The organism is Trinickia terrae (assembly GCF_005144415.1).
In the GTDB taxonomy this organism is placed as follows: Bacteria; Pseudomonadota; Gammaproteobacteria; order Burkholderiales; family Burkholderiaceae; genus Trinickia_A; species Trinickia_A terrae.
The window spans coordinates 62,159-83,256 of the sequence record NZ_SWJE01000008.1 but is presented as its reverse complement, the minus strand read 5'-3'; the positions used below and the strand labels follow the sequence as shown (position 1 = coordinate 83,256).

Genomic DNA, 21,098 nt, shown 5'->3' with positions numbered 1-21,098 from the left:
CAACGCTCAGCAAGATGACAACGAAAAAGCTCTTTTACTACCCCAGTAACGCGAGCATGGCGCCTCATATCCTGCTCGAAGAAATAGGTAAGCCGTTCGAGTTGGCGCTGGTGGACCGAACAGGAAACCAGCACAAATCCCCGAACTATCTCAAGCTCAATCCGAACGGACTCATTCCGGTACTGATCGATGGCGATTTGGTGCTGTACGAGACCGCCGCCATTTGCCTGCATCTTGCGGACACGCATCCGGAGCACGGCCTTGCCCCTTCATTGGGAACGCCCGCGCGCGCCGAGTTCTACAAATGGCTCATGTGGCTTGGCAATACACTCCAGAGTGCGTTGATCGCCTACTTCTATCCGGAACGGTGGGTGGATGAAGGCAACGTTTCCGGCGCGGCACAGGTCAAGGCGCATGCCGAGACGAAGATCTCCGTCTTGCTGGATCAATTGGAAAGCCAGCTGCAATCGACCGAGGGCCCTTGGCTGCTCGGCGGACAATACACGGTGCTGGATCCGTACGCGCTGATGCTGTGCCGATGGACGCGGGGCATGTCGAAGCCGGCGCGCGAGCGCGCACTGCTTGGAGAATATCTGCAACGCGTGCTGGCGCGGCCGGCTGTCATGCGGGCGATGAAGACCGAAGGACTCGTGCAGCCTTGGGTGTGATTTGTATCCCAATGTATCCGGCCCCGACCCGGATACAAAACATTGCAGCGCCACGGAGTAGCCGACACAAGCGCGATACGTTCGCGCGGTCCAATGACATCTTGAAACCTGAAGAGGAGATTCAACGATGCCGAACGAGATCAATCCCCGCCGGCGGCGCTTTCTTGGAACGGCGGCCGTCGGCCTCGGCTCAATGGAGCTGCTCTTGAGCCGACTCGCGCACGCGCAGTCCGCTTAAGGCTCGAACGCAACAACGTCGAATGCATCCTTCGCGGAGATCAAGCAGATCGATGCCGGCCTGCTGAACGTCGGCTATGCCGAAGCCGGCCCGAGCAACGGCCCCGTCGTGATCCTGCTGCATGGCTGGCCTTATGACATCCACAGCTTCGTCGACGTCGCGCCCCGGCTCGCATCGGCGGGCTATCGCGTGATCGTTCCGTACCTGCGCGGCTACGGAACGACGCGGTTTCTTTCGAGCGATATGGCCCGCAACGGCCAGCAGTCGGTCGTCGCCGTCGACATCATCGCGCTGATGGATGCGCTGAAGATCCAGCAGGCGATCTTCGGCGCTTTCGACTGGGGCGCGCGCACGGCCAATATCATCGCGGCGCTGTGGCCGGAGCGCTGCAAGGCGCTGGTCTCGGTGAGCGGCTACCTGATCGGCAGCCAGGCGGGCAACCAGGCGCCCCTGCCGCCGAAGGCGGAGTTCGCGTGGTGGTATCAGTTCTACTTCGCGACCGAGCGCGGCAAGCTCGGCTATGAAGCCAACCGGCACGACTTCGCGAAGCTCATCTGGCAGCTCGCGTCGCCGAAATGGAACTTCGACGATGCGACCTTCGAGAGATCGGCGGCGGCTTTCCAGAACCCGGACCACGTTGCGGTCGTGATCCACAACTACCGCTGGCGGCTGGGCCTGGCGGATGGAGAACCGCAATACGACGCGCTGGAAAAGCGTCTCGCCGCAGCACCGGTGATCGCCGTGCCGACGATCACCCTCGAAGGCGACGCGAACGGCGCGCCTCATCCCGAGCCGCAAGCGTATGCGAAGAAGTTCTCCGGCAAATACGCGCACCGGACCATCAGCGGTGGAATCGGCCACAATCTGCCGCAGGAAGCGCCCAAGGCGTTTGCAGATGCGGTGATCGAAGTGGCGAGTTACTGAGCGCGCGTCGCGGCCGCAGGCCGCTCACGCATATCGCGCCAGAAACATATCCGCGGCAGCCTCGGCCACTTTCTTCTGCTCGCTCTTGCTAAGCGGAGGCTGCCCCATCGTCACCTGCGGCCAGAAGGCAAACGCCTTCACGATCCCTTGCAACTGCAGCGCGGCGAACACCGGGTCCGATGTCGTGAGACGCTTGTCGGCCGCCGCCGCGCGTATCCACACCGTCAAGTCCTCCTCGCGCTCGCCCAGCCGCGCCGCCATCTCGCGCGCCCGTTCCGGTGAACGAATGCCCGTCGAGATCGCGACACGCGCAAGCGCGAGAAACGCTTCGTCGTTCAAGAACCGCAGCTTGCGCATCAGCAGTTCGAGCAGTTGCGCGCGCAACGGTTCGTCGGCGCGATAGAGGGGTGCATTGCCCGTTTGGCAGGCGTCCCAAAGCTGCGTCAGGATTGCGGCGAACAGCGCTTCCTTGCCGGGAAAATGGTTGTAGACCGTGCGCTTGGAGACATTCGCGCGGGCAGCGATGCGGTCCATGCTGGTCGCGTCGAACCCGGCCGCGAGGAATTCCTCGATAGCCGCATCGACAATGGCGACGCGCTTGCGATCGGTCAGGCGTTGAGGGATGGTGCTCGTTTCCATTCGCAAAATTTTACACCCGGCAGTTTACTTTCTCGAGAAACAAACTACACTGCTCGGTGTACTTTTCATCTCGATTCCGTCCTATGCCATCGCTCCCCGATTCCATCAGCCGTGTTCTGGGTCTCACCGCCGCGAAACGCGGACGCGAGCTGTCCGGCTCGTCGCCGCAGCACGACGGCGAACGCTTTCGCAACGTCGCGCCGCGTCCGGCCGAGAGCTTCGGCAAGACCTTGCGGATCGCCTGGAACGTACTGTTCAACAAGCCGCGCGGCACCGCTCCGGCAGGCGCGCTGCCCATCGACGCGCTCACCCGCGAGCAGCTCGACGCCGCGCCAGACCGCAGCCTGTACCGCCTGGGGCATTCGACCATGCTGCTCAAGCTGCGCGGCCAGTTCTGGCTGACCGATCCGGTGTTCGCCGAACGCGCCTCGCCGTTCCGGCGCGTCGGCCCGAAGCGCTTCCATGCCCCGCCCATCGCGCTCGCCGACCTGCCGCCGCTGCGCGGCGTGATCCTGTCCCACGACCACTACGACCATCTCGATCGCGACACGGTGCTCGCCCTCGCCGAAACGGCGGGCGTGTTCCTGACGCCGCTGGGCGTCGGCGACCGGCTGATCGAATGGGGCGTCGATGCCGCGAAGGTGCGCCAGTTCGACTGGTGGCAAGGCACGCAGATCGACGGGTTGTCGTTCACGGCAACGCCCTCGCAGCATTTTTCCGGGCGCAGCCTGTTCGACGGCAACAGCACGCTGTGGGCATCGTGGGTGATCGTCGACGGCGATTTGCGCGTGTTCTTCAGCGGCGACACCGGCTACTTCGACGGCTTCAAGACCATCGGCGAGCGCCTCGGCCCGTTCGACGTGACGCTGCTCGAAACCGGCGCCTACGACGCGCAATGGCCCTACGTCCACATGCAGCCCGAGCACACCGTGCAGGCGCATGTCGATCTGCGGGGCGATTGGCTCGTGCCGATTCACAACGGCACGTTCGATCTGGCCATGCATCGCTGGCAGGAGCCGTTCGAACGGGTGACGGGTCTCGCCGCCGCGCGCGGCATCGCGCTTTCGACGCCGCGCATGGGCGAGCGCCTGGACCTGGCCGCTCCGCATCGCGGCGAGCGGTGGTGGCGCGAGGTTGTCGAGAGCGTGGAGACATCATCGGCGCGGCGGCGTGGGCGCTACTGCCGAAATGCCGGAACTGCGAATTCCCAGGGCTAGCCGCCGATGGCATGAATGGCTCGCACATGATCGGCTTGGAGATCCGATCATACGTCGCGAACGCAAACGCACAGCGGCCCCATCCCCAATCTCATTGGTCAAACGTGCGAACATACGGCTTCCGTCGTTAACCAAGGAAATTCAAATGAGCAAGGGATACTGGGTAAACACATACCGCGCGACGAAGGACCCATCGAAGCTCGCAGCGTATGCGCAACTCGCGATGCCCGCCGTGGAGGCCGCCGGAGGCAAGTTCCTCGTGCGCGCCGTGGCCGAGGAAGCGCATGAACAAGGCTTGAAGGAACGCACGGTCGTGATCGAGTTTCCGACCTACGAGCACGCCGTTGCCGCATACACAAGCGACGCCTACAAGAAAGCGCTTGAAGCCCTGGGCGACGGCGTCGAGCGCGATGTCCGCATCGTTCGCGGCGTCGAATAGGCTGACGGACCAGCAAACGCTCTACCGCATGTGAAGACCGCGATGGAGGCCCACAGCGCCTCCCCCCGGGTTTCTCAAGGAGAGTCAAGCACGAGGGCGGCTTCCCTTTAGGGGCCCGAGGGATATCGTCGAACTCGTTACCAAACACTACGGTAAGCATGACGCGTAGTCGTTGGTATCGAAGACTTCCTTGTGGGCCATCCGGTCTCAGCCACGCAGCCCATTCCTGACCAGCGCCGTTTCGTCGTGTCCGTAATTCCAGCGGAGCTCGGCATCCTGCTCGATGTCTTGCGATGAAAAAAAGGCGATAAGCGAAAGCGGGATTCCACCGGCCGTTGACGCCTCGAACGCCTGTGCGCGCACGTTGTACGGCCCGGTGGATTGAGCGGCGATGTGCCCTTGCGCGTCGAATGTAAACCGGGTGTTCATCAGTGACGTGATGTTCTCGCCGTTCACGAAGTAATCCGGACCGTCAGCCGAGGACACGTTCGCAAGGTGGCGCCGATCCGCGAGCATGATCGTGCTCTCGTGGTCCAGCAGCGTACCGCCATACACGCCGAGGCAAACGCCCTCCGGAATTCGACGCCTGGCAAACGCGCCCCACTGGCCGATCAGGGCGCGCTCCCCCGGCTGGAGCAAATCGTCTTCATTCATTCGCCGGCAATAGAAGTTCTCCCGATACAAGCATTCGCGATCGGCCTTCGGCAGCGTTGGATCGACGTATGGCCGGATGCGCGTCAACACGGCCCGATCGAGAGCGGGATTCGGGCCGACCTCGACAATGGCCGCTGACCCGTCCGGCCAGCGGAACGGATACGCTCCGTCCAGCTCGGCAGCATAGCGCCGCATGGGAAACGAAAACGCGCGCGGAGCCTCGTCCCATAGGACGTGGTTGACGGTGGCAAGCGCAAGATTGAACAGGCGAAGCTCGTGATGGGCACGCGCCGGCAGAGTCAGGCACGCCAGTGTCAAGGGTGGACGCGGACCGATCTCGCTTCGCATCTTCTCCGCCCATGGCCAGCTGCCGTTCCAGAACTGGGGGGATGTCCCGGCTGCCTGCTCGGCGTGAAGCACCGCTCTGCTTTCCGCCGACATCAACTGCCTGCTTTGCTCGAGAATCTTCCTGGCGATCGACCAGAATGCATCCTTTCTCGGCTTGTCGGCGCCGATGTCTTCGACGGCTTCGAAGCATCGGGAAATATGGGCTTCGAGCGCATGCAACTGTTCGCCGGCCGAGTCGTACGCCGCCACGGCGGCGATCAGACCGGCGGCGTCGGCCGGGGAGTAACGGGTGTGCTCGCGCGACACCGGGGAGACGATAGGGCGCATAACGGTCGAATGGGCGATCGGACAAGCCATGCTAAGACGCATGCCGCGATCGCCTGGGGTGCGCTACGACGACGTGTATTGTTTTGCGAAGGCAGGCGTGCCAACCGGGGACGTTACTTCGCCGAAAGCACCTGCCTGAGGCGCTCGGCCCTGCGGATCTGCCGCGGCAATACGATGTACATGCCCCAGACGACGAAGAACAGCAGGCGCAGCCCCTCGGCGACACGATGCGGAAGCGTGGCGGTCAAATCGGCGATAAAGAGCGTCCCGACGCCGGACCAGGCCAACGTAGTGACGCCGAGCCGGGTCGCGCGCCACAAGCCGAATCGCGCCGGCACAGCCAGTGCATGCGAAGCCAGCCCCTTTCGCACCATGTACCCGTAAACAGGCAGGCTCAGCATCGTGCAGATCAGAGGCGCCACGATGAGCGGCATCGCTGTCACAACGAGCGACAGCATGGCCGTGAACATTCCCGTGGCATGTTGCAGCATGTTCCCCGAGAGATGGCCCAGCGGCACGGCCAACCGATGAACCAGATACAGGAAAGCCACCCCGCCTATGACCGCGAGGGGAATGCTCGCCAGAAACTGCCGCCACGCGCACGACCACCACACGAACAAGCGCCTGCGGAAGCTCATCGGTGGAGCGAGCCTGAACATGGCCCAGCGGTCCTCGAACGCGGCGATGCAAACCAGCACGACGAAGAGAACGATCGGCAAGAGCAGCGCGTAGGGATTCAGGACGCCACTCGCCGGATGGTCCGAAGACGACGCAGAAAAGTTACGCAGATGCTGCGCAATGTACTCCGACGGATCGGTCATATTTGCTCCCGAGCAACGGCCGAGCGTCTTAAGAATAGTTTATTTGCAGACGAATGGAGAGCGTTTGGTTCGCACGCCGGCGGTGTCGAGGAGAAGCCGGCGTGCTCTCAGCGCGCAAGCTGCGTCTTTGCGAGCCTGCCCAGGCGGCGGACGCCGTCTTCGATGCGATCGTCCCAGACATGCCCGGCGCTCAAGCGCAGGCAATTGCGAAAGCGCCGGCTCGCGGAGAAAACGTCGCCGGGCGCGAAGCAAATGCCTTGCTCGAGCGCCTCGTCGAAGAGCGCGCGCGAATCGAAGCGCCTCGGCAGTTCGAGCCAGAGCACAAAGCCGCCTGCCGGCTGGCTCACTTTCGTATCCGCTGGGAAGCTTGCCTCGATCGCACGCGTCATGCGCGCGAGGTTCTCTTCGAAGATGCGGCGGATGCCGCGCAAGTGCGTATCGTAAGCGCCGCTCTCCAAAAAATCCGCGAGCGCGATTTGAGGCAACACGGGGCCGCAGAGACTGAACGCGAGCTTGCGTTCCATCACCTGCTGCGCGTAGGCGCCCGCTGCAATCCAGCCGACCCGGTATCCGGGTGCAAGGCTTTTCGAGAACGAGCTGCAGTAGATCGTATTGGCGCCGCCGTCGAGCGCGATGAACGGCTTTGGCCGCTCGCGACCGAAGTGGATGTCGCCGTAGACGTCGTCTTCGATCAGCGGCACGGCATGCCGCGCGAGCAGCGCGAGAAGCGCCCGCTTGCCGGCTTCGGCCATCGCCGAGCCGAGCGGATTGTTGAAACTCGACGACAGCACGCAGGCCGCCACCGGCTCCGTATCGAGCAAGCGTGCGAGCGCATCGACGTCGATGCCGTGCGTCGGGTGGGTCGGCAGCTCGAATGCCTTCAGGCCGAGCATTTCGATCGCATGCAGGAATCCGAAGTACGTGGGCGATTCGATCGCGATCGTATCGCCACGCTTGGCGACGGCGCTCAGCGCAAGCGTCAGCGCCTCGGTGCAGCCGCACGTGACGAGCACGTCGTCGGGCGACAGCGCATGCCCGACGCGCATCGCCCTCTTCGCGATTTCGCGGCGCAGGCGCGGCTCGCCGTTCGGTGCGCAATAGACGTTGTAGCGCGTCCCGTGTTGACGTGCGGCACGCGCGAGCGCGAGGTCGAGCCGCTTCGATTGCAGCAGCTCCGAGTCGGGCACGGCGCAGCCGAGCGGCACGAGCGCCGAGTTCGACGCGTGCTCGAGCAGCGCCGCGACGGCTCCGCTGATCGACACCGTCGACGCCTTCGTGCGCGGGCGAGAGGTCGACGGCAACGCGAGCGCGCCGCGAGGCGCGGCCGCGACGTAAAAGCCCGACTGCGGCCGCGCGACGAGGACGCCGCGATCTTCGAGCAGACGGTACGCCTGCAGCGCCGTGGAGATGCTGATGCGGTGCTGCTCGCTGACGGTGCGCACGGATGGCAGCCGCGCGCCCGCCGTGAGCGCGCCGTTGTCGATCATGCCGACGATGAGCTCGGCCAACTGCTCGTAACGGTACGAAGTGTGCGTGTCCATGGAGGCGCTCATGCGGAGGAATTCACGATTATCGATCCGGCGCCCGCGGCTCGCCAAGCGAAATTGTGATGGTCGAATCGGCACAAAATTGTGACTGTTATGGTCCGCCCGCGGGCGCTACGATGCATGGGTTCCGATCACATTCGCAGGAGCCCAGATGTCCGGCCTCAGCAACGCCCTTCGCACGGATTCCCAGGAGTGGAGCGGGAGATTTCCCTACAACGAGATCATTTCACTCCTCGACGTGAATCGGCCGTTCAACCTGGCGGAGAGCACCTCCCAAGACTTGACGGTAGGCGAGATCCTGGATCTCGACGGTCTCGAGGGTATCCGCGACCTGAAGCTCGGCTATGGCAGATCCGCCGGTGCGGTCGCGCTTCGTGAGGCGATTGCCGACGCCTGCAACGTTCCGGCAGAGCAGATCATCACGACACAAGGCACCGCGCTCGGGCTCTTTCTTCTCGCTCTCGAAGTCTGCCGCCCCGGCGACGAGGCTGTCCTCGCGACACCCTGCTTTCCGCCGAGCCGCGATTGTCTGCTTGGAGCCGGCGTCAGTGTCCGCGAGGTCAAGTTATCGTTCGAGAACGGCTATCGGCTGGACCTGGACCGGATCGAGGCGAGCCTGTCTTCGAAAACCAAGCTGGTCAGTCTTGCAACGCCACAAAATCCAAGCGGCGTTCAGACGTCCCGCGCGGATATCGAGAAGCTCCTCGTCTTGATGAAGAGGCATTCTCCGGAAGCGATACTTTTCATCGACGAGACCTATCGAGAGGCCGCCTATGGCGACGGCGCCGTGGCCGGCAGTTTCGCGGGGCTCGACTCGCATATCGTCACCGGCGCGTCGGTATCGAAGGCGCTCGGCGCGCCGGGCTTGCGCACGGGCTGGCTCACGGTGGAGGACGCCGGCCTTCGGTCGCGTCTGACCATCGCCAAGATGAACATCGTGATCTCGGGTTCGGTGCTCGACGAGACGCTCGCCACAGCGCTTCTGCGCAACAGGGAAAGCGTGCTCGCACCCCGGCGCCGGTTGCTCGCCCGCGCCCTCGATGAACTGGCGAATTGGTGCGAGGGCGAGCACAAACGTATCGAGTGGGTGCGGCCGGATGCCGGCGCGTTGTGCTGCCTGCGCCTGCGTTCCGATGCATTCGACGATGTTGCCGTCTCGCGCTTCTGGAATCTGCTGCCTGGTCATGACTTGCAGTTGGCGTCCGGAACGTGGTTTGGCGAAAGCGATTGCGTATTCCGCCTTGGCTTTGGCTATCTGCCGCCTGCACGCCTCGGACCCGCATTGTCCGCTCTTTCGGCGGCCCTGGACGCCGCTGCCGCGTGACGACTCGACACCGCGATCTCAGGTATTGCGACCCGCGGCCGGAATGACGCCGCATCATGATCCAGCCCCAGTCACTCAAGTTGAGTACAGCCATGAAAGTAACAATTGCATATCTCGAAGAACCGCCTTTCTACTGGACTGACCGTGATCATTCCGTGACGGGCTCCGACATCGAATTGGCCGATGTGGTGCTTCGAGCGATCGGTGTGTCCTCCATCGAACATCATTTGACCTCGTTCGAAGAACTTCTGCCTGGCGTGCAAGAGGGCCGCTGGGACATGAACGTGCCAATTTTCGTGACGGCTGAGCGCGCAGAGCGCGTTGCATTCAGTGCGCCGGTCTGGGCGCTGGGCGATGGATTCCTGCTTCAAGGCGGCAACCCGAAAGCGCTGGCGAGCTACGAGGCAGTGGCCGCGCGGAGCGAGGCGCGGCTTGGGATCGTTGCCGGGACGGTTCAGCTCGACGCCGCAAAGTCGGCGGGCGTGAGCGATAGCCAGATCGCGGTGTTCAAAGACCAGCCCGCCGCAGTCGCCGCGCTGCTCACAGGAAAGATCGACGCATACGCGAGCACCGCGATCGGGAGCCGCGCCCTTGCCGGCGCCAACGAGGAGCTGGAAGCGGTTGCACACAAAATGAGCAAGGAAGGGAAAGCACCTGTCGGCGCCTTCTCGTTCAATAAGAGCAATCACGGCCTTCTGCAGGCGGTGAATGAGCAACTCCGCAAGTACCTCGGTTCGTCCGACCACCGTGCCCGCATGGCTAAGTACGGTCTCACGGAGACGGAGATCGACAGCGTGGCCGCAGGCGAAAAATAGCATTCTCCGCTTCGGCGGACTGCAGTAACGGCAACCGGCCGATCCGAGCGGCACCCCAAAAGTTGGACGCCGATCCAGCCTTTGGGGTGTTTTTCATGGTGAAGCATCGGCGCAAACGCACTGGCTGCGCCGCATGCCAACTCAATAGAGGCCCATATGAAACGATCCTATAAGGTAGTCGACGTCTTCACCTCCCGGCCGCTTCTGGGCAATCCGGTGGCCGTGGTGCTGGACGCGGAGGGCCTGTCCACCGGCGCGATGCAAGCGATCGCGAGCTGGACCAACCTTTCCGAAACGACATTTGTCCTTCCGCCCACGACGGCCGAGGCCGACTATCGTTTGCGGATTTTCACGCCGCGCAGCGAGCTTCCCTTTGCCGGACATCCGACACTGGGCAGTGCTCACGCCATCCTGGAAGCCGGGCGCGTCACGCCTCGCCGGAGCGGTCGATTGATTCAGCAATGCGGCATCGGCCTCGTTGAATTGACGGTCGACGAGCAAGGCGGAAACCGCCAGTTGACCTTCGGCCTGCCGCCCGCGAAGATGGAGCCGCTGCACACGGCGGAGATCGCCGATCTGGAGCGTATCCTCGGATGCAAAGCGGACATCGAGACCGCGCCGGCCATCGTGAACGTCGGCGCCATTTGGGTTGTCGTGCAAATGAACGATGCGGCTTCCGTACTCGATCTGCGGCCGGACTTCGCGAAGTTGGCGGAGTTCGAGCGCCGCCTCGGTGTCACGGGCCTGACCGTATTCGGTAAGCGCGAGCAAGGGGATGCGGCAATCGAAGTGCGCGCCTTCGCTCCGTCCTGCGGAGTCGAGGAGGATCCTGTCTGCGGAAGCGGCAACGGCAGCGTGGCCGCCTTCCAGTGGGAACGCGGCCTGTTGCCGCCCGGCGGAATAGACTACGTGGCTGCGCAAGGACGCTGTGTCGGCCGAGATGGACGCGTCAAGGTGAGCGTGGATGCGAGCGGAAAGGTACGCGTCGGCGGTGCTTGCGTCACCTGCGTGGAAGGCTCGCTTGCGCTCTAGCGGCTTGGCCGAATCGGGCGTTTAATGAATAGGCAGCTTGAAATATGAAGCGTGTGCTCGACAAGGTCGACGAAAAAATTCTTGCGCAACTGACTGAGAACGCGCGCCTGTCGCACAACGACATTGCTGCGTCCGTCAATCTGTCGCGCAACGCCGTGAGGCTCCGGATCGAGAGGCTGGAGCGCGACGGCTACATTCGCGGGTACACCATCAAGTCCGGCCATGCTGCGCCTGAATCGGAGCCCATCAGAGCGCTCATGTTCGTCTACCGGAAGGACCGGATGCGAGGGATCGATGTGCTGGTCCATGTGCGCTCGGTTCCGGAAGTTGTCGCGTGCGACGTGATGAGCGGCGAGCTCGATATCGTCTTGCACATCGAAGCCGCGACTTCCGATCACATCCACAAGCTCTGGGAAGAGATTGCTGCGCTGCCGGGCGTTCTCAATACCGTCACGTCGTTCGTTCTGACTCGTTCGAAAGATTCCTCGCCGCGCGGGCATCAGGCAGCCTGCCCCTGAGCAACATGCAAGCCGCCCTGGCAAAACGCTCGATATTTCGAGCAGTTTGCCCGATGTAATGTGACAGTCCCGTTGATTACCATCCTTCCCGTGTTCATCAAATGAAGGATGGTGACGTGAGCGAATACAAGGTAGCGCTGATTGGCTTCGGCGGCGTCAATCGCGCGCTTGCCGAGCTGGCGGCGGAGAAAAACTGGCATTGGGAGCGCGAGCTGGGTTTCCGTTTGAAGATCGTGGGCGTCAGCGATCTGCATCTCGGTTCCGTCGTATCCCCCGGCGGCATCGACCTGGACGCATTGCGCAATCTCCCGCGGGATAAGGGTGCGTTCGAGAAGCTGCCCGGCGGCAAGGCAGCGCAGGAAACCGAGCAGGTCATCCGGACTTGCGGCGCGGACATCGTAGCGGAGGCGACGTTTACCAATCCCCGGGACGGAGAGCCCGCCTCGTCCTATTGCCGCCTCGCCCTGGACAGCGGCATAAGCGTGGTGACGACGAACAAGGGGCCGGTGGCGTTTCATGCCAAATCCCTGAAGCGCGCCGCCGAGGAAAACGGAGCGTTCTTTGAATTCGAAGGTACGGTGATGAGCGGCACACCAGTCATCAGATTCGCCAAGGAGTCGCTTGCCGGATCCGATCTGATCGGATTCGAAGGCATTCTCAACGGCACTTCGAATTTCGTACTGTCGAGCATGGAGTCGGATGGTCTCAGCTTTGGCGAAGCCGTAAAGAAGGCTCAAACGCTCGGCTATGCGGAAGCAGATCCGACCGCGGATATCGAGGGTCACGATGTCGGCTTGAAGGTCACCATCCTGGCCAACGAGCTGCTCGGAGCGCAGCTCAGGCCGTGGGATGTGGCGTGCGAAGGAATTGGCGGCCTGACCGCTCAAGCCCTTCAGGATGCCGCGGCTGCAAATGCGCGCTGGAAGCTGATCGGAAGCGCCATCAAAGCGCCTGACGGAACCGTTCAAGCATCCGTGAAGCCGAAGCTTCTCCCTCTGGAGAACTCACTGGCCGGCGTCGGGAGCGCCGTGAACGCGATCACGTTCAAGACGAAGGTCCTGGGAGACGTAACCGTGCAGGGACCGGGCGCCGGACGCGTCGAGACTGCCTACGCGCTGCTCTCCGACATCATCAGCATCCACAAGAAAAAAACTGCGGGAGGCGCTTCGAAATGAATATGCCTGCATTCCCCATTGACCCATCGTCCGCCTTCATCCCGGTGACCAACCCCTTCGATGGCGCCGAAGTGGGCACCGTCGTGAACATTCCGCCGGAAGGCGCACAGATGCTGATTCAGACCGCGAAGGACGGCGCCCGCGTGTGCCGCAGCCTATCCCGTCATGAGCGGGCTCGCGTGCTCGAGACCTGCGCATCGCTGGTGGAGCGCGATAGGGACGCGTTTGCCGATCTCATCGTCGCGGAAGCCGGCAAGACCATCAAGCAGGCCAAGAAGGAAGTGCTGCGCTGCGTGAACACGCTCAAGCTGTCCGCCGATGAGGCGCGCCGGAACAGCGGTGAAGTCGTGCCGTTCGATGCGTACGCCGGATCGGAAAACCGGCAGGGATGGTTCACTCGGGAACCTCTCGGCGTCATCGTCGCCATCACGCCCTACAACGATCCGCTCAACCTCGTTGCGCACAAGCTCGGACCGGCGATCGCCGGAGGCAATGCCGTGGTCCTCAAGCCGTCCGAGCTCGCGCCTCTTTCGGCTATCAAGCTCGTCAACTATCTCGTGGCGGCTGGCATGCCGTCGAACGTCGTATCGATCGCGACGGGCGGCGCAGCGCTCGGCGAAGCCCTCGTCTCGTCCCGGGACGTGAGAATGGTTTCCTTCACTGGCGGATTCGCAACCGGAGAAAAAATAGCCCGGTCCGCAGGCCTGAAAAAGCTTGCGATGGATCTGGGAGGCAACGCGCCCGTCATCGTCCTGGGTGACTGCGACCTCGAGGACGCCGTGGAATCGTGCGTGTCCGGAGCATTCTGGGCCGCGGGCCAGAACTGCATCGGCACGCAGCGCATTCTGATCCAGTCGTCCGTCTACGAAGCGTTCAAGGAGCGTTTCGTTGCCGGCACCAAAGCGCTGAAGGTGGGCAACCCTGCGTTGCCGGACACCGACGTCGGGCCGATGATCACGGCGCAGTCAGCCGCGCGAACGAAAGGCGTGGTGGATGCGGCGATCAGCCAGGGCGCCAGACTGCTGTGCGGCAATACTCAGGAAGGTTCGGTCTACGCTCCGGCCGTGCTCGAGGACGTCAGCTTCGAATGCGATCTGTGGAAGCAGGAGATCTTCAGCCCGGTTGTCGTTCTTCAACGGATCGAGACACTGGATGAGGCGCTTTCACTCGCCAACAGCCCCGAGTACAGCCTCCATGCCGGCATCTTCACGCATGACCTGCATGCCGCTCTCAAGGCGGCCGACAAGCTCGAAGCCGGCGGGGTCATGATCAACGACTCGTCGGACTACCGGTTCGACGCCATGCCGTTCGGGGGATTCAAGTACGGAAGCCTTGGCCGCGAAGGTGTTCGGTTCGCGTACGAGGAGATGACTCAACCCAAAGTTGTCTGTATCAGGAAGAGGGATCAATAAATATGGCAACCGTAAACATTCAGCAGCGGCCCGATAAGAAACAGCCGGCGAGCCTCTCGTTCGACAGTCAGGCAGTGCATGCCGGGAATCTCATCGACGCCACGACGGGCGCAATCCGCACGCCGATCGTCATGGCAAACTCGTACCAATTGCCCGATGACCCGTCTTCACTCAACTGGTCGGATTCTCAAACGCTGTCCCAAACGCTGTTGTACACGCGTAACCTGGGCCACAACCAGCTTTGTCTCGAGCGCAAGCTTGCGGCGATGGAGCGTGGTGAGGAAGCCGTCGTTTTCGCAACCGGCGTTGCCGCGCTGCATTCGATATTTTTCACGTTTCTGAAAAGTGGCGATCATGTCGTCGTTAGCGATGTCACGTACGAAGCCGTTTGGCGTCTTTTCAGCGAACTGCTCCCGGAGCGCTACGGTATCGAAGCGACGTTCGTGGACATCGGCGATCTCGATGCAGTACGGGAAGCCGTGCGCCCGAACACGAAACTGATCCATGCCGAGACGATTGCCAATCCGACCACGAAGGTGGCCGATGTCGAAGCGCTTGCAGGAATCGCGCACGGTGCCGGCGCCATGCTGTCGATCGATGCGACGTTCACGCCCCCGCCGATGTTTCGAGGCCTCGAACACGGCGCGGATTTCGTCGCTCATTCACTGACGAAGTACATCAACGGGCACGGCGATGCGATGGGCGGAGCCGTCATCGGGCGCGCGGAGCTGATCCACCGGCTGAAAGGCGACGCACTCGTCGATGTGGGCGGTTCGATCTCGCCTTTCAATGCGTGGCTCATCATGCGAGGCTCCGTGACCCTGCCGCTGCGTTTGCCGAGGCACATGTCCTCGGCACGGAAGGTCGCGGAATTCCTCGACAACGATCCGCGAGTCGCCTACGTGGCATTCCCAGGCCTGCCTTCCCATCCGCAGCATGAGCTTGCGTCGCGCCAATTCGGCGGCATGGGGTATGGCGCCGTCATGGCTTTTGCCGTCAAAGGCGAACCTGCGGTGCAGAATCGCTTCGTGGCCAACCTGCGCCTCATCACCTCGGCGGTATCGCTCGGCCACGACGAGTCCCTGATCGTGCACGTCGGCAAGGATGGGCGAGGCGGATCGGAGTGCTACCCGGACGCGTTCCGGAAATATGGTCACCTGCGCTTCTCGATCGGCCTGGAAGACCCGGCCGACCTGATCGCGGATCTCAAGGCGGCGCTCGACGAGACGTTCGCATGACTGCAGCGGAAAGAGCGCGCATCCCGCTGTCCGGTGGTCCGAAGTGGATTTGCCGAATCGCCAGCGAACCCGCCGATCGTCGAAGGTGGCGCAATAATCCGCTACCGGTGGGAGTCGCTCAGACCCTGCTGAAGCTCAGACCTGCCGACGTGCCGATGCAGCGTATCGAAGAACGGGAGCGCGGCCTTCTTGCAATCCCGAAGACCGACGACCACGGCACGTATCGGGGGTACGCATACCTTGCTCCGGACAGGTCGATCGAGATGGCCGGTGTGATAGGCGTTGGTCCATGGGCCGATCAGGAACGCACCTGGTGGCCCGGAGCGTACGAGCTGCCGATGCTGAAAATGCTGCCCACGGCAGTCCGCACTCTCCTTGACCAGTTGCTGGAGGGCGTCACGCCATTTCTCTTCATGGCGCTTGCCGACATCGCGGGCACCGCGCTCGTGACGGAATCCGAGGGCATGGAGCGCCCCTTTGCCATCCCACCGGGAATCGATACCGTGCATTTCGATCCGGTGCGTCTTGACGATGCGCCGGGATGCCGGTCGGCAGTCGAAACGTCGTTCAACAGGATTCGCGAGCTCGCGGGGTTGAAGAACGTAAAGCCGTTTTACTTCTGATCGCCCGAATGGCCGAAAAAAAGCGGCGGTATCCCCGCGCACTTTCCGGAAACATCGGCCGGTAGAGTGCACGGGGGTCCGCAAGGCTTCGAATGGCGCTACCTGAATGGGCGGCGCGAATGACACGCGCTCAATGGTGCGCATAGACCGATTGCGCGTCGTTCATCGCGACCGGTGCAAGCGGCGCGCCGGCCTGCGAAGCGCCCGTCATCGGCACGCCGCCGACCGACGCCGCTTCGGGCGTCTGCCCTTGCGCCGCGATCTTCGCTTCGGCAGCCTGAATGTCGGCCGGATAATTGTTTTCGTTGCTTGCCGGACGATAGCCGGCCTGCTCGGCCCGGACGAGATCGGCTTTCACTTCGGCGCGAGTCACCGGCCCGTTGGCGGCTTGGGCGAACGCGAATGCGGGCGCGCTCAGCGCGCAGGCAATCAGTACGGCTTTGATCAGTGCTTTCATGATGGTTCCCCTTCGAGAGCATAGCGGCCGCATTCACCATGAACGAGGCCTCGGGCCTCTCCATCGGCGTCGATGAAGAGTTGCCTTCATTCTCGGCAGCGACCCCTGTCCCGATACTGACCTTCGCATTACAAGCTCGTTATCTCCCCGGCTGCCGACAGATAACGGACTTGTAATTTCCGCGTCAGAGCGGGGTAAATGCCTGCCAGTCAAACTTCCCTCCATGTGAAGCCTCGCGCCAAGGAATCATCATGTGGATCGTCAGACTGGCCCTGCGGCGGCCCTATACCTTCATCGTTCTCGCCGTCCTGCTGTTCATCCTCGGGCCGATCGCCATCATGCGCACGCCGACGGACATCTTTCCGAACATCGACATTCCGGTCGTCAGCATCGTATGGACGTACAACGGTTTCTCGGCGGAAGACATGGCCAACCGCATCACGTCGAACTACGAGCGCGCGCTCACGTCCGACGTCGACGACATCGAGCACATCGAATCGCAATCGCTGAACGGCGTATCGGTGGTCAAGATCTTCTTTCACCCCGGCGCCGACATCAACCGCGCGATCGCCGAAGCCGCGTCGAACTCCGCCTCGATCCTGCGCATCCTGCCGCCCGGCACGTTGCCGCCCAACATCATCACGTACAACGCGTCGACCGTGCCGGTGCTGCAGCTCGGCCTTTCGAGCGACACGCTGCCGGAGCAGACGCTCTACGACCTCGGCAACAGCTTCATCCGCACGCAGCTCGCGACCGTGCAGGGCGCCGCGGTGCCGCTGCCTTACGGCGGCAAGATCCGCCAGATCATGGTCCAGCTCGATCCGCGCGCGCTGCAGGCGAAGGGCCTGGCTCCCATCGACGTCGTCAACGCGGTCAACGCGCAAAACCTGATTCTTCCGGGCGGCACCGCGAAGATCGGCACGCGCGAGTACAACGTCGAGATGAACGGCAGCACGCGCACGGTCGAGGCGCTCAACAATCTGCCGGTCAAGACCGTGAACGGAACCGTGATCTATGTGCGCGACGTCGCTCACGTAATCGACGGCTACGCGCCGCAGACGAACATCGTGCGCAGCGACGGCAAGCGCGCCGCGCTGCTGCAAGTCGAGAAGACCGGCAGCGCCTCGACGCTGACGATCATCCAGCAGGTCAAGGCGATGCTGCCGAAGATCGCCGCGGGCCTGCCGAAGGCGCTGAAGATCACGCCGCTGTCCGATCAATCGGTGTTCGTGAAGTCGGCGATCTCGGGCGTCGTGCGCGAAGCGCTGATCGCCGCGTGCCTGACGGCCGCGATGATCCTGCTCTTTCTCGGCAGCTGGCGCGCGACGCTGATCATCGCGATCTCGATTCCGCTCTCGGTGCTGACCTCGCTGATCGCGCTCGCCGCGCTCGGACAGACGATCAACATCATGACGCTCGGCGGCCTCGCGCTGGCGGTCGGGATACTCGTCGACGACGCGACCGTCGCGATCGAGAACATCACGCATCACCTCGAAAACGGCGCGCCGCTGCACGACGCGATCCTCAACGGATCAGGCGAGATCGCGGCGCCGACCTTCGTCTCGACGCTCGCGATCTGCATCGTGTTCGTGCCGATGTTCCTGCTCACGGGCGTCGCGCGCTATCTGTTCGTGCCGATGGCGGAGGCCGTGGTGTTCGCGATGTGCGCGTCGTACTTCTTCTCGCGCACGCTGATTCCGACGCTCGCGATGTACCTGATGCGCGCGCCGTCGCGGCACGGGCAGGCGGCCGCCGGGCGATTCGGCGCGCTCGTGCGCTTCCAGGCGTCGTTCGAGCAGCGCTTCGAAGCGCTGCGCAATCGCTACCGCGCCGCGCTGCAACGCGCGATCGCCGGCCGCCGCCGCTTCATTCCGGTCTATCTGGCGCTGTGCCTCGCGTCGCTCGCGCTGATTCCATTCACCGGCCGCGACTTCTTTCCTGCGGTCGATACCGGCGAGATCCGCCTGCATCTGCGCGCGCCGACCGGCACCCGCATCGAGCAAACCGCGCGCATCACCGACGAAGTCGAAGCGAAGATCCGCACCGTCATCCCCAAGTCCGAGCAGGCCGCCGTGCTCGACAACATCGGCGTGCCGGTGAGCGGCATCAACCTCACCTACGACTCGTCCGCGCCCATCGGCCCCGAAGACGCCGATATCCTCATCACGCTCAAGCCCGGTCATCACCCGAGCGCCGAATACGTCGCCAGGCTGCGCAACGTTCTGAACGCGTCGTTTCCGGGCGTGACGTTCGCGTTCCTGCCCGCCGACATCGTGAGCCAGATTCTGAACTTCGGGCTGCCCGCGCCGATCGACGTCCAGATCGTCGGCAACAAGCTCGCGGCCAATCGCGCCGTCGCGAATCGCCTGCTCTCGCAGTTGCGCGGCGTGCGCGGCCTTGTCGATGCGCGCATCCAGCAGCCGGGGGACGAACCGGCCATCGATGTCGACGTCGATCGCACCAAGGCGATGCAGGCGGGGCTCACGCAGCACGACGTCGCGCAGAACCTCCTGATCGCGCTGTCCGGCAGCTCGCAGACGACGCCGAACTTCTGGCTCGATCCGAAGAACGGCGTGAGCTATCCGCTCATGGCCGAAGTGCCGCAGTACGACATCCACTCGCTGCAGACGCTCGCGAACATTCCGGTGACGACGAACCCGTCCTCGAACGATCCGCAAAACGTTCCGCAGAATCAGCTCGGCACGCTCGGCACGATGTCGCGCAGCTCGCAGCAGGCGGTCGTCTCGCACTACAACGTGCAGCCCGTACTCGATATCTTCGCGTCGGCGCAAGGGCGCGATCTCGGCGGCGTGGCGTCGGACGTGACGCGCCTCGTCGATGCGGCCCGCGCGCAACTGCCGCCCGGCTCGTCGATCGTGATCCGCGGCCAGGTGCAATCGATGAACCAGTCGTTCGCAGGGCTTGGCGCCGGGCTCGTGTTCGCCGTCGCGCTCGTCTATCTGCTGATGGTCGTGAATTTCCAGTCGTGGATCGATCCGCTCATCATCATCTGCGGCCTGCCCGGCTCGCTCGCGGGCATCGCGTGGATGCTGTTCTCCACGCATACGACGCTCTCCGTGCCGGCGCTCACGGGCACGATCCTCTGCATCGGCATCGCGACGGCGAACAGCATTCTCGTCGTCAACACCGCGCGCGAGATGCTGGCCGACGGCGTCGAGCCGCTCGCCGCCGCGCTCGAAGCGGGCTTCAGCCGCTTCCGTCCGGTGCTGATGACCGCGCTCGCGATGCTGATCGGCATGCTGCCGATGGCGCTCGGTCTCGGCGACGGCGGCCAGCAGAACGCGCCGCTCGGACGCGCGGTGATCGGCGGGCTCGCGCTCGGCACGGTCTCCACGCTGCTGTTCGTGCCGGTGGTGTTCGGCCTCGTGCATGCGTGGCTCGCGAAACGCCGCGCACGCGCGGCCGCCGTCGAAACGGCCAACGAACACGCTTAGTCAATCGAAAGCTCTTGAAGGACTCGACATGAACACGCCCGATACGCCATCGCGCCGCCGCCCGATGCTGAAGATGATGCTGCAGATGCGGTTGCCTATGGCCCTCGCCTCGATTGCCGCGGCCTTGCTCGCGATCGGCATCGTGCCGCGCCTCGCGGCAAGCACCGCGCTCACGAAGCAGGCCGACGCGCAGCGCGAGCCGATCGTGGCAGTCGTCGCGCCTCGCCGTGCCCCGGGCTCGCAGGAACTGCTGCTGCCCGGCTCCGTGATGCCCTACGCCGACGCCTCGATCTACGCGCGCACGAGCGGCTATATCCAGCACTGGTACACGGACATCGGCGCGAAAGTGAAAACCGGCCAGACGCTCGCCGACATCGAAACGCCCGAGCTCGACGCGCAGCTCAAGCAGGCGCGCGCCGACGAAGCCGCCGCGCAGGCGAACTACGACTACGCGGCGAGCACCGCGAAGCGCTGGCAGACGATGCTGCAAACGCAGTCCGTCTCGCAGCAGGACGCCGAGACCAAGACGAGCGACATGCAAGCGAAGCGCGCCGCGCTCGAGGCCGCGCAGGCGAACGTCGCGCGGCTCACCGAGCTGGTGTCGTACGAGAAGGTGACCGCGCCGTTCGACGGCGTCATCACGACGCGCAACGTCGATGTCGGCGCGCTCGTCACCGCGGGCGGATCACCCGGCCTCGCGGGCAATCCGGGCGAGCTGTTCCATATCGAGCAGACCGACAAGCTGCGGATCTTCGTGAACGTGCCGCAGGACGACTCGGCCTACGTCACGGCGGGCACCCAGGTCTATCTGACGACCCAGCAATACCCGGGCCGCCGCTTCCCGGCCACGGTCGCGCGCAGCGCCGACGCGATCGATCCCGTCAGCCGGACGCTGCGCGTCGAGATCGACGTCGACAACCGCGACGGCGCGCTGATGCCCGGGGCCTACGCGCAAGCGCATCTCGCGCTGCAAACAACGCGTCCCGCGCTCGACCTGCCTGTGAGCGCGTTGCTGTTCCGCCCCGACGGCGTGACAGTGGCCGTGGTCGGCAGCGACGGCAAGGTGCGGCTCAAGCAAGTCACGATTGGCCGCGATTTCGGCACGTATGTCGAAGTCGCGGACGGCGTGAGCGAAGGCGATCGCGTCGTCGACAATCCGGGCGATGCCATCGTCGAGGGCGAGGCGGTGCGCGTTGCAGCCGCCAAGCAAAGCTGAGCATCGCTGGA

The 21,098-nt window shown here is 63.7% G+C and carries 18 protein-coding genes and 1 pseudogene; 14 read left to right on the top strand and 5 right to left on the bottom strand.

The features are described 5' to 3' along the window. Nucleotides 1-14 precede the first annotated feature (14 nt). Both FAZ69_RS15460 and FAZ69_RS15455 read left to right on the top strand, forming a co-directional pair. Nucleotides 15-668, top strand: coding sequence for a glutathione S-transferase family protein (locus tag FAZ69_RS15460; RefSeq protein WP_136895950.1), 654 nt, complete (start codon nucleotides 15-17; stop codon nucleotides 666-668). Between the two features lie 127 nt (nucleotides 669-795). After that, a pseudogene (locus tag FAZ69_RS15455) lies at nucleotides 796-1,830 on the top strand (alpha/beta fold hydrolase). A 24-nt stretch (nucleotides 1,831-1,854) separates the two neighbouring features. Here FAZ69_RS15455 and FAZ69_RS15450 read toward each other — a convergent pair. Continuing rightward, entirely contained in the window at nucleotides 1,855-2,469 is a 615-nt protein-coding gene (locus FAZ69_RS15450; protein ID WP_136895949.1) for a TetR/AcrR family transcriptional regulator, read from the bottom strand. Nucleotides 2,470-2,552: 83 nt separating this feature from the next. On the opposite strand from FAZ69_RS15450, the gene FAZ69_RS15445 reads away from it, so the two are divergent. Together FAZ69_RS15445 and FAZ69_RS15440 are read left to right on the top strand one after the other, a co-directional pair. Further along, on the top strand, nucleotides 2,553-3,686 hold the full coding sequence (locus FAZ69_RS15445; protein WP_136895948.1) for an MBL fold metallo-hydrolase: 1,134 nt from the start codon (nucleotides 2,553-2,555) through the stop codon (nucleotides 3,684-3,686). Nucleotides 3,687-3,831: 145 nt separating this feature from the next. Continuing rightward, complete coding sequence (locus tag FAZ69_RS15440; protein WP_136895947.1) at nucleotides 3,832-4,125, top strand: DUF1330 domain-containing protein; 294 nt, start codon at nucleotides 3,832-3,834, stop codon at nucleotides 4,123-4,125. A 207-nt stretch (nucleotides 4,126-4,332) separates the two neighbouring features. Here the strand turns inward: FAZ69_RS15440 and FAZ69_RS15435 are convergent, their stop codons facing one another. The 3 genes from FAZ69_RS15435 to FAZ69_RS15425 form a co-directional block, all read right to left on the bottom strand. Beyond that, nucleotides 4,333-5,496: an SET domain-containing protein gene (locus tag FAZ69_RS15435; protein ID WP_136895946.1), complete on the bottom strand. Its 1,164-nt coding sequence runs from the start codon at nucleotides 5,494-5,496 to the stop codon at nucleotides 4,333-4,335. Between the two features lie 71 nt (nucleotides 5,497-5,567). Next, nucleotides 5,568-6,275, bottom strand: coding sequence for a hypothetical protein (locus FAZ69_RS15430; protein ID WP_136895945.1), 708 nt, complete (start codon nucleotides 6,273-6,275; stop codon nucleotides 5,568-5,570). Between the two features lie 107 nt (nucleotides 6,276-6,382). Further along, the gene (locus FAZ69_RS15425) at nucleotides 6,383-7,816 is read right to left on the bottom strand and encodes an aminotransferase-like domain-containing protein (RefSeq protein WP_136895944.1); all 1,434 of its coding nucleotides are present in this window, start codon (nucleotides 7,814-7,816) and stop codon (nucleotides 6,383-6,385) included. Between the two features lie 157 nt (nucleotides 7,817-7,973). Between FAZ69_RS15425 and FAZ69_RS15420 the strand changes: the two genes are divergently transcribed. From FAZ69_RS15420 to FAZ69_RS15385, 8 genes are all read left to right on the top strand, one after another. After that, entirely contained in the window at nucleotides 7,974-9,146 is a 1,173-nt protein-coding gene (locus FAZ69_RS15420; protein ID WP_136895943.1) for a pyridoxal phosphate-dependent aminotransferase, read from the top strand. A 92-nt stretch (nucleotides 9,147-9,238) separates the two neighbouring features. After that, entirely contained in the window at nucleotides 9,239-9,961 is a 723-nt protein-coding gene (locus tag FAZ69_RS15415) for a transporter substrate-binding domain-containing protein (protein ID WP_136896319.1), read from the top strand. A gap of 156 nt (nucleotides 9,962-10,117) precedes the next feature. Next, complete coding sequence (locus FAZ69_RS15410; RefSeq protein WP_136895942.1) at nucleotides 10,118-10,993, top strand: PhzF family phenazine biosynthesis protein; 876 nt, start codon at nucleotides 10,118-10,120, stop codon at nucleotides 10,991-10,993. A 44-nt stretch (nucleotides 10,994-11,037) separates the two neighbouring features. Next, the gene (locus FAZ69_RS15405) at nucleotides 11,038-11,511 is read left to right on the top strand and encodes an Lrp/AsnC family transcriptional regulator (protein ID WP_136895941.1); all 474 of its coding nucleotides are present in this window, start codon (nucleotides 11,038-11,040) and stop codon (nucleotides 11,509-11,511) included. A gap of 116 nt (nucleotides 11,512-11,627) precedes the next feature. Beyond that, a complete protein-coding gene (locus FAZ69_RS15400; RefSeq protein ID WP_136895940.1) occupies nucleotides 11,628-12,686 on the top strand; it encodes a homoserine dehydrogenase in 1,059 nt (352 codons plus the stop codon). Next, nucleotides 12,683-14,098, top strand: coding sequence for an aldehyde dehydrogenase family protein (locus FAZ69_RS15395; RefSeq protein ID WP_136895939.1), 1,416 nt, complete (start codon nucleotides 12,683-12,685; stop codon nucleotides 14,096-14,098). The genes FAZ69_RS15400 and FAZ69_RS15395 overlap by 4 nt, the downstream gene beginning before the upstream one ends. Before the next feature lie 2 nt (nucleotides 14,099-14,100). Further along, a complete protein-coding gene (locus tag FAZ69_RS15390; RefSeq protein ID WP_169708660.1) occupies nucleotides 14,101-15,336 on the top strand; it encodes a trans-sulfuration enzyme family protein in 1,236 nt (411 codons plus the stop codon). Continuing rightward, nucleotides 15,333-15,959, top strand: a complete 627-nt coding sequence (locus tag FAZ69_RS15385; RefSeq protein ID WP_136895938.1) for a hypothetical protein — start codon at nucleotides 15,333-15,335, stop codon at nucleotides 15,957-15,959. Before FAZ69_RS15390 ends, FAZ69_RS15385 begins: the two co-directional genes overlap by 4 nt. A 130-nt stretch (nucleotides 15,960-16,089) precedes the next feature. Here the strand turns inward: FAZ69_RS15385 and FAZ69_RS15380 are convergent, their stop codons facing one another. After that, nucleotides 16,090-16,416, bottom strand: a complete 327-nt coding sequence (locus FAZ69_RS15380; protein WP_136895937.1) for a DUF4148 domain-containing protein — start codon at nucleotides 16,414-16,416, stop codon at nucleotides 16,090-16,092. Nucleotides 16,417-16,667: 251 nt separating this feature from the next. Here FAZ69_RS15380 and FAZ69_RS15375 point away from each other — a divergent pair, with 251 nt between their 5' ends. Both FAZ69_RS15375 and FAZ69_RS15370 read left to right on the top strand, forming a co-directional pair. Then, entirely contained in the window at nucleotides 16,668-19,871 is a 3,204-nt protein-coding gene (locus tag FAZ69_RS15375; protein WP_136895936.1) for an efflux RND transporter permease subunit, read from the top strand. Between the two features lie 64 nt (nucleotides 19,872-19,935). Further along, nucleotides 19,936-21,087, top strand: coding sequence for an efflux RND transporter periplasmic adaptor subunit (locus FAZ69_RS15370; RefSeq protein ID WP_240702292.1), 1,152 nt, complete (start codon nucleotides 19,936-19,938; stop codon nucleotides 21,085-21,087). Nucleotides 21,088-21,098 lie beyond the last annotated feature (11 nt).

Bases quoted from the DNA above. Each gene is read 5' to 3' on its own strand.
- FAZ69_RS15440 (WP_136895947.1), top strand. From the start codon at position 3,832: ATGAGCAAGGGATACTGGGTAAACACATACCGCGCGACGAAGGACCCA.
- FAZ69_RS15410 (WP_136895942.1), top strand. From the start codon at position 10,118: ATGAAACGATCCTATAAGGTAGTCGACGTCTTCACCTCCCGGCCGCTT.
- FAZ69_RS15460 (WP_136895950.1), top strand. From the start codon at position 15: ATGACAACGAAAAAGCTCTTTTACTACCCCAGTAACGCGAGCATGGCG.
- FAZ69_RS15385 (WP_136895938.1), top strand. From the start codon at position 15,333: ATGACTGCAGCGGAAAGAGCGCGCATCCCGCTGTCCGGTGGTCCGAAG.
- FAZ69_RS15420 (WP_136895943.1), top strand. From the start codon at position 7,974: ATGTCCGGCCTCAGCAACGCCCTTCGCACGGATTCCCAGGAGTGGAGC.
- FAZ69_RS15435 (WP_136895946.1), bottom strand. From the start codon at position 5,496: ATGCGTCTTAGCATGGCTTGTCCGATCGCCCATTCGACCGTTATGCGC.
- FAZ69_RS15425 (WP_136895944.1), bottom strand. From the start codon at position 7,816: ATGGACACGCACACTTCGTACCGTTACGAGCAGTTGGCCGAGCTCATC.
- FAZ69_RS15380 (WP_136895937.1), bottom strand. From the start codon at position 16,416: ATGAAAGCACTGATCAAAGCCGTACTGATTGCCTGCGCGCTGAGCGCG.
- FAZ69_RS15445 (WP_136895948.1), top strand. From the start codon at position 2,553: ATGCCATCGCTCCCCGATTCCATCAGCCGTGTTCTGGGTCTCACCGCC.
- FAZ69_RS15395 (WP_136895939.1), top strand. From the start codon at position 12,683: ATGAATATGCCTGCATTCCCCATTGACCCATCGTCCGCCTTCATCCCG.
- FAZ69_RS15390 (WP_169708660.1), top strand. From the start codon at position 14,101: ATGGCAACCGTAAACATTCAGCAGCGGCCCGATAAGAAACAGCCGGCG.
- FAZ69_RS15450 (WP_136895949.1), bottom strand. From the start codon at position 2,469: ATGGAAACGAGCACCATCCCTCAACGCCTGACCGATCGCAAGCGCGTC.
- FAZ69_RS15375 (WP_136895936.1), top strand. From the start codon at position 16,668: ATGTGGATCGTCAGACTGGCCCTGCGGCGGCCCTATACCTTCATCGTT.
- FAZ69_RS15405 (WP_136895941.1), top strand. From the start codon at position 11,038: ATGAAGCGTGTGCTCGACAAGGTCGACGAAAAAATTCTTGCGCAACTG.
- FAZ69_RS15370 (WP_240702292.1), top strand. From the start codon at position 19,936: ATGCTGAAGATGATGCTGCAGATGCGGTTGCCTATGGCCCTCGCCTCG.
- FAZ69_RS15430 (WP_136895945.1), bottom strand. From the start codon at position 6,275: ATGACCGATCCGTCGGAGTACATTGCGCAGCATCTGCGTAACTTTTCT.
- FAZ69_RS15415 (WP_136896319.1), top strand. From the start codon at position 9,239: ATGAAAGTAACAATTGCATATCTCGAAGAACCGCCTTTCTACTGGACT.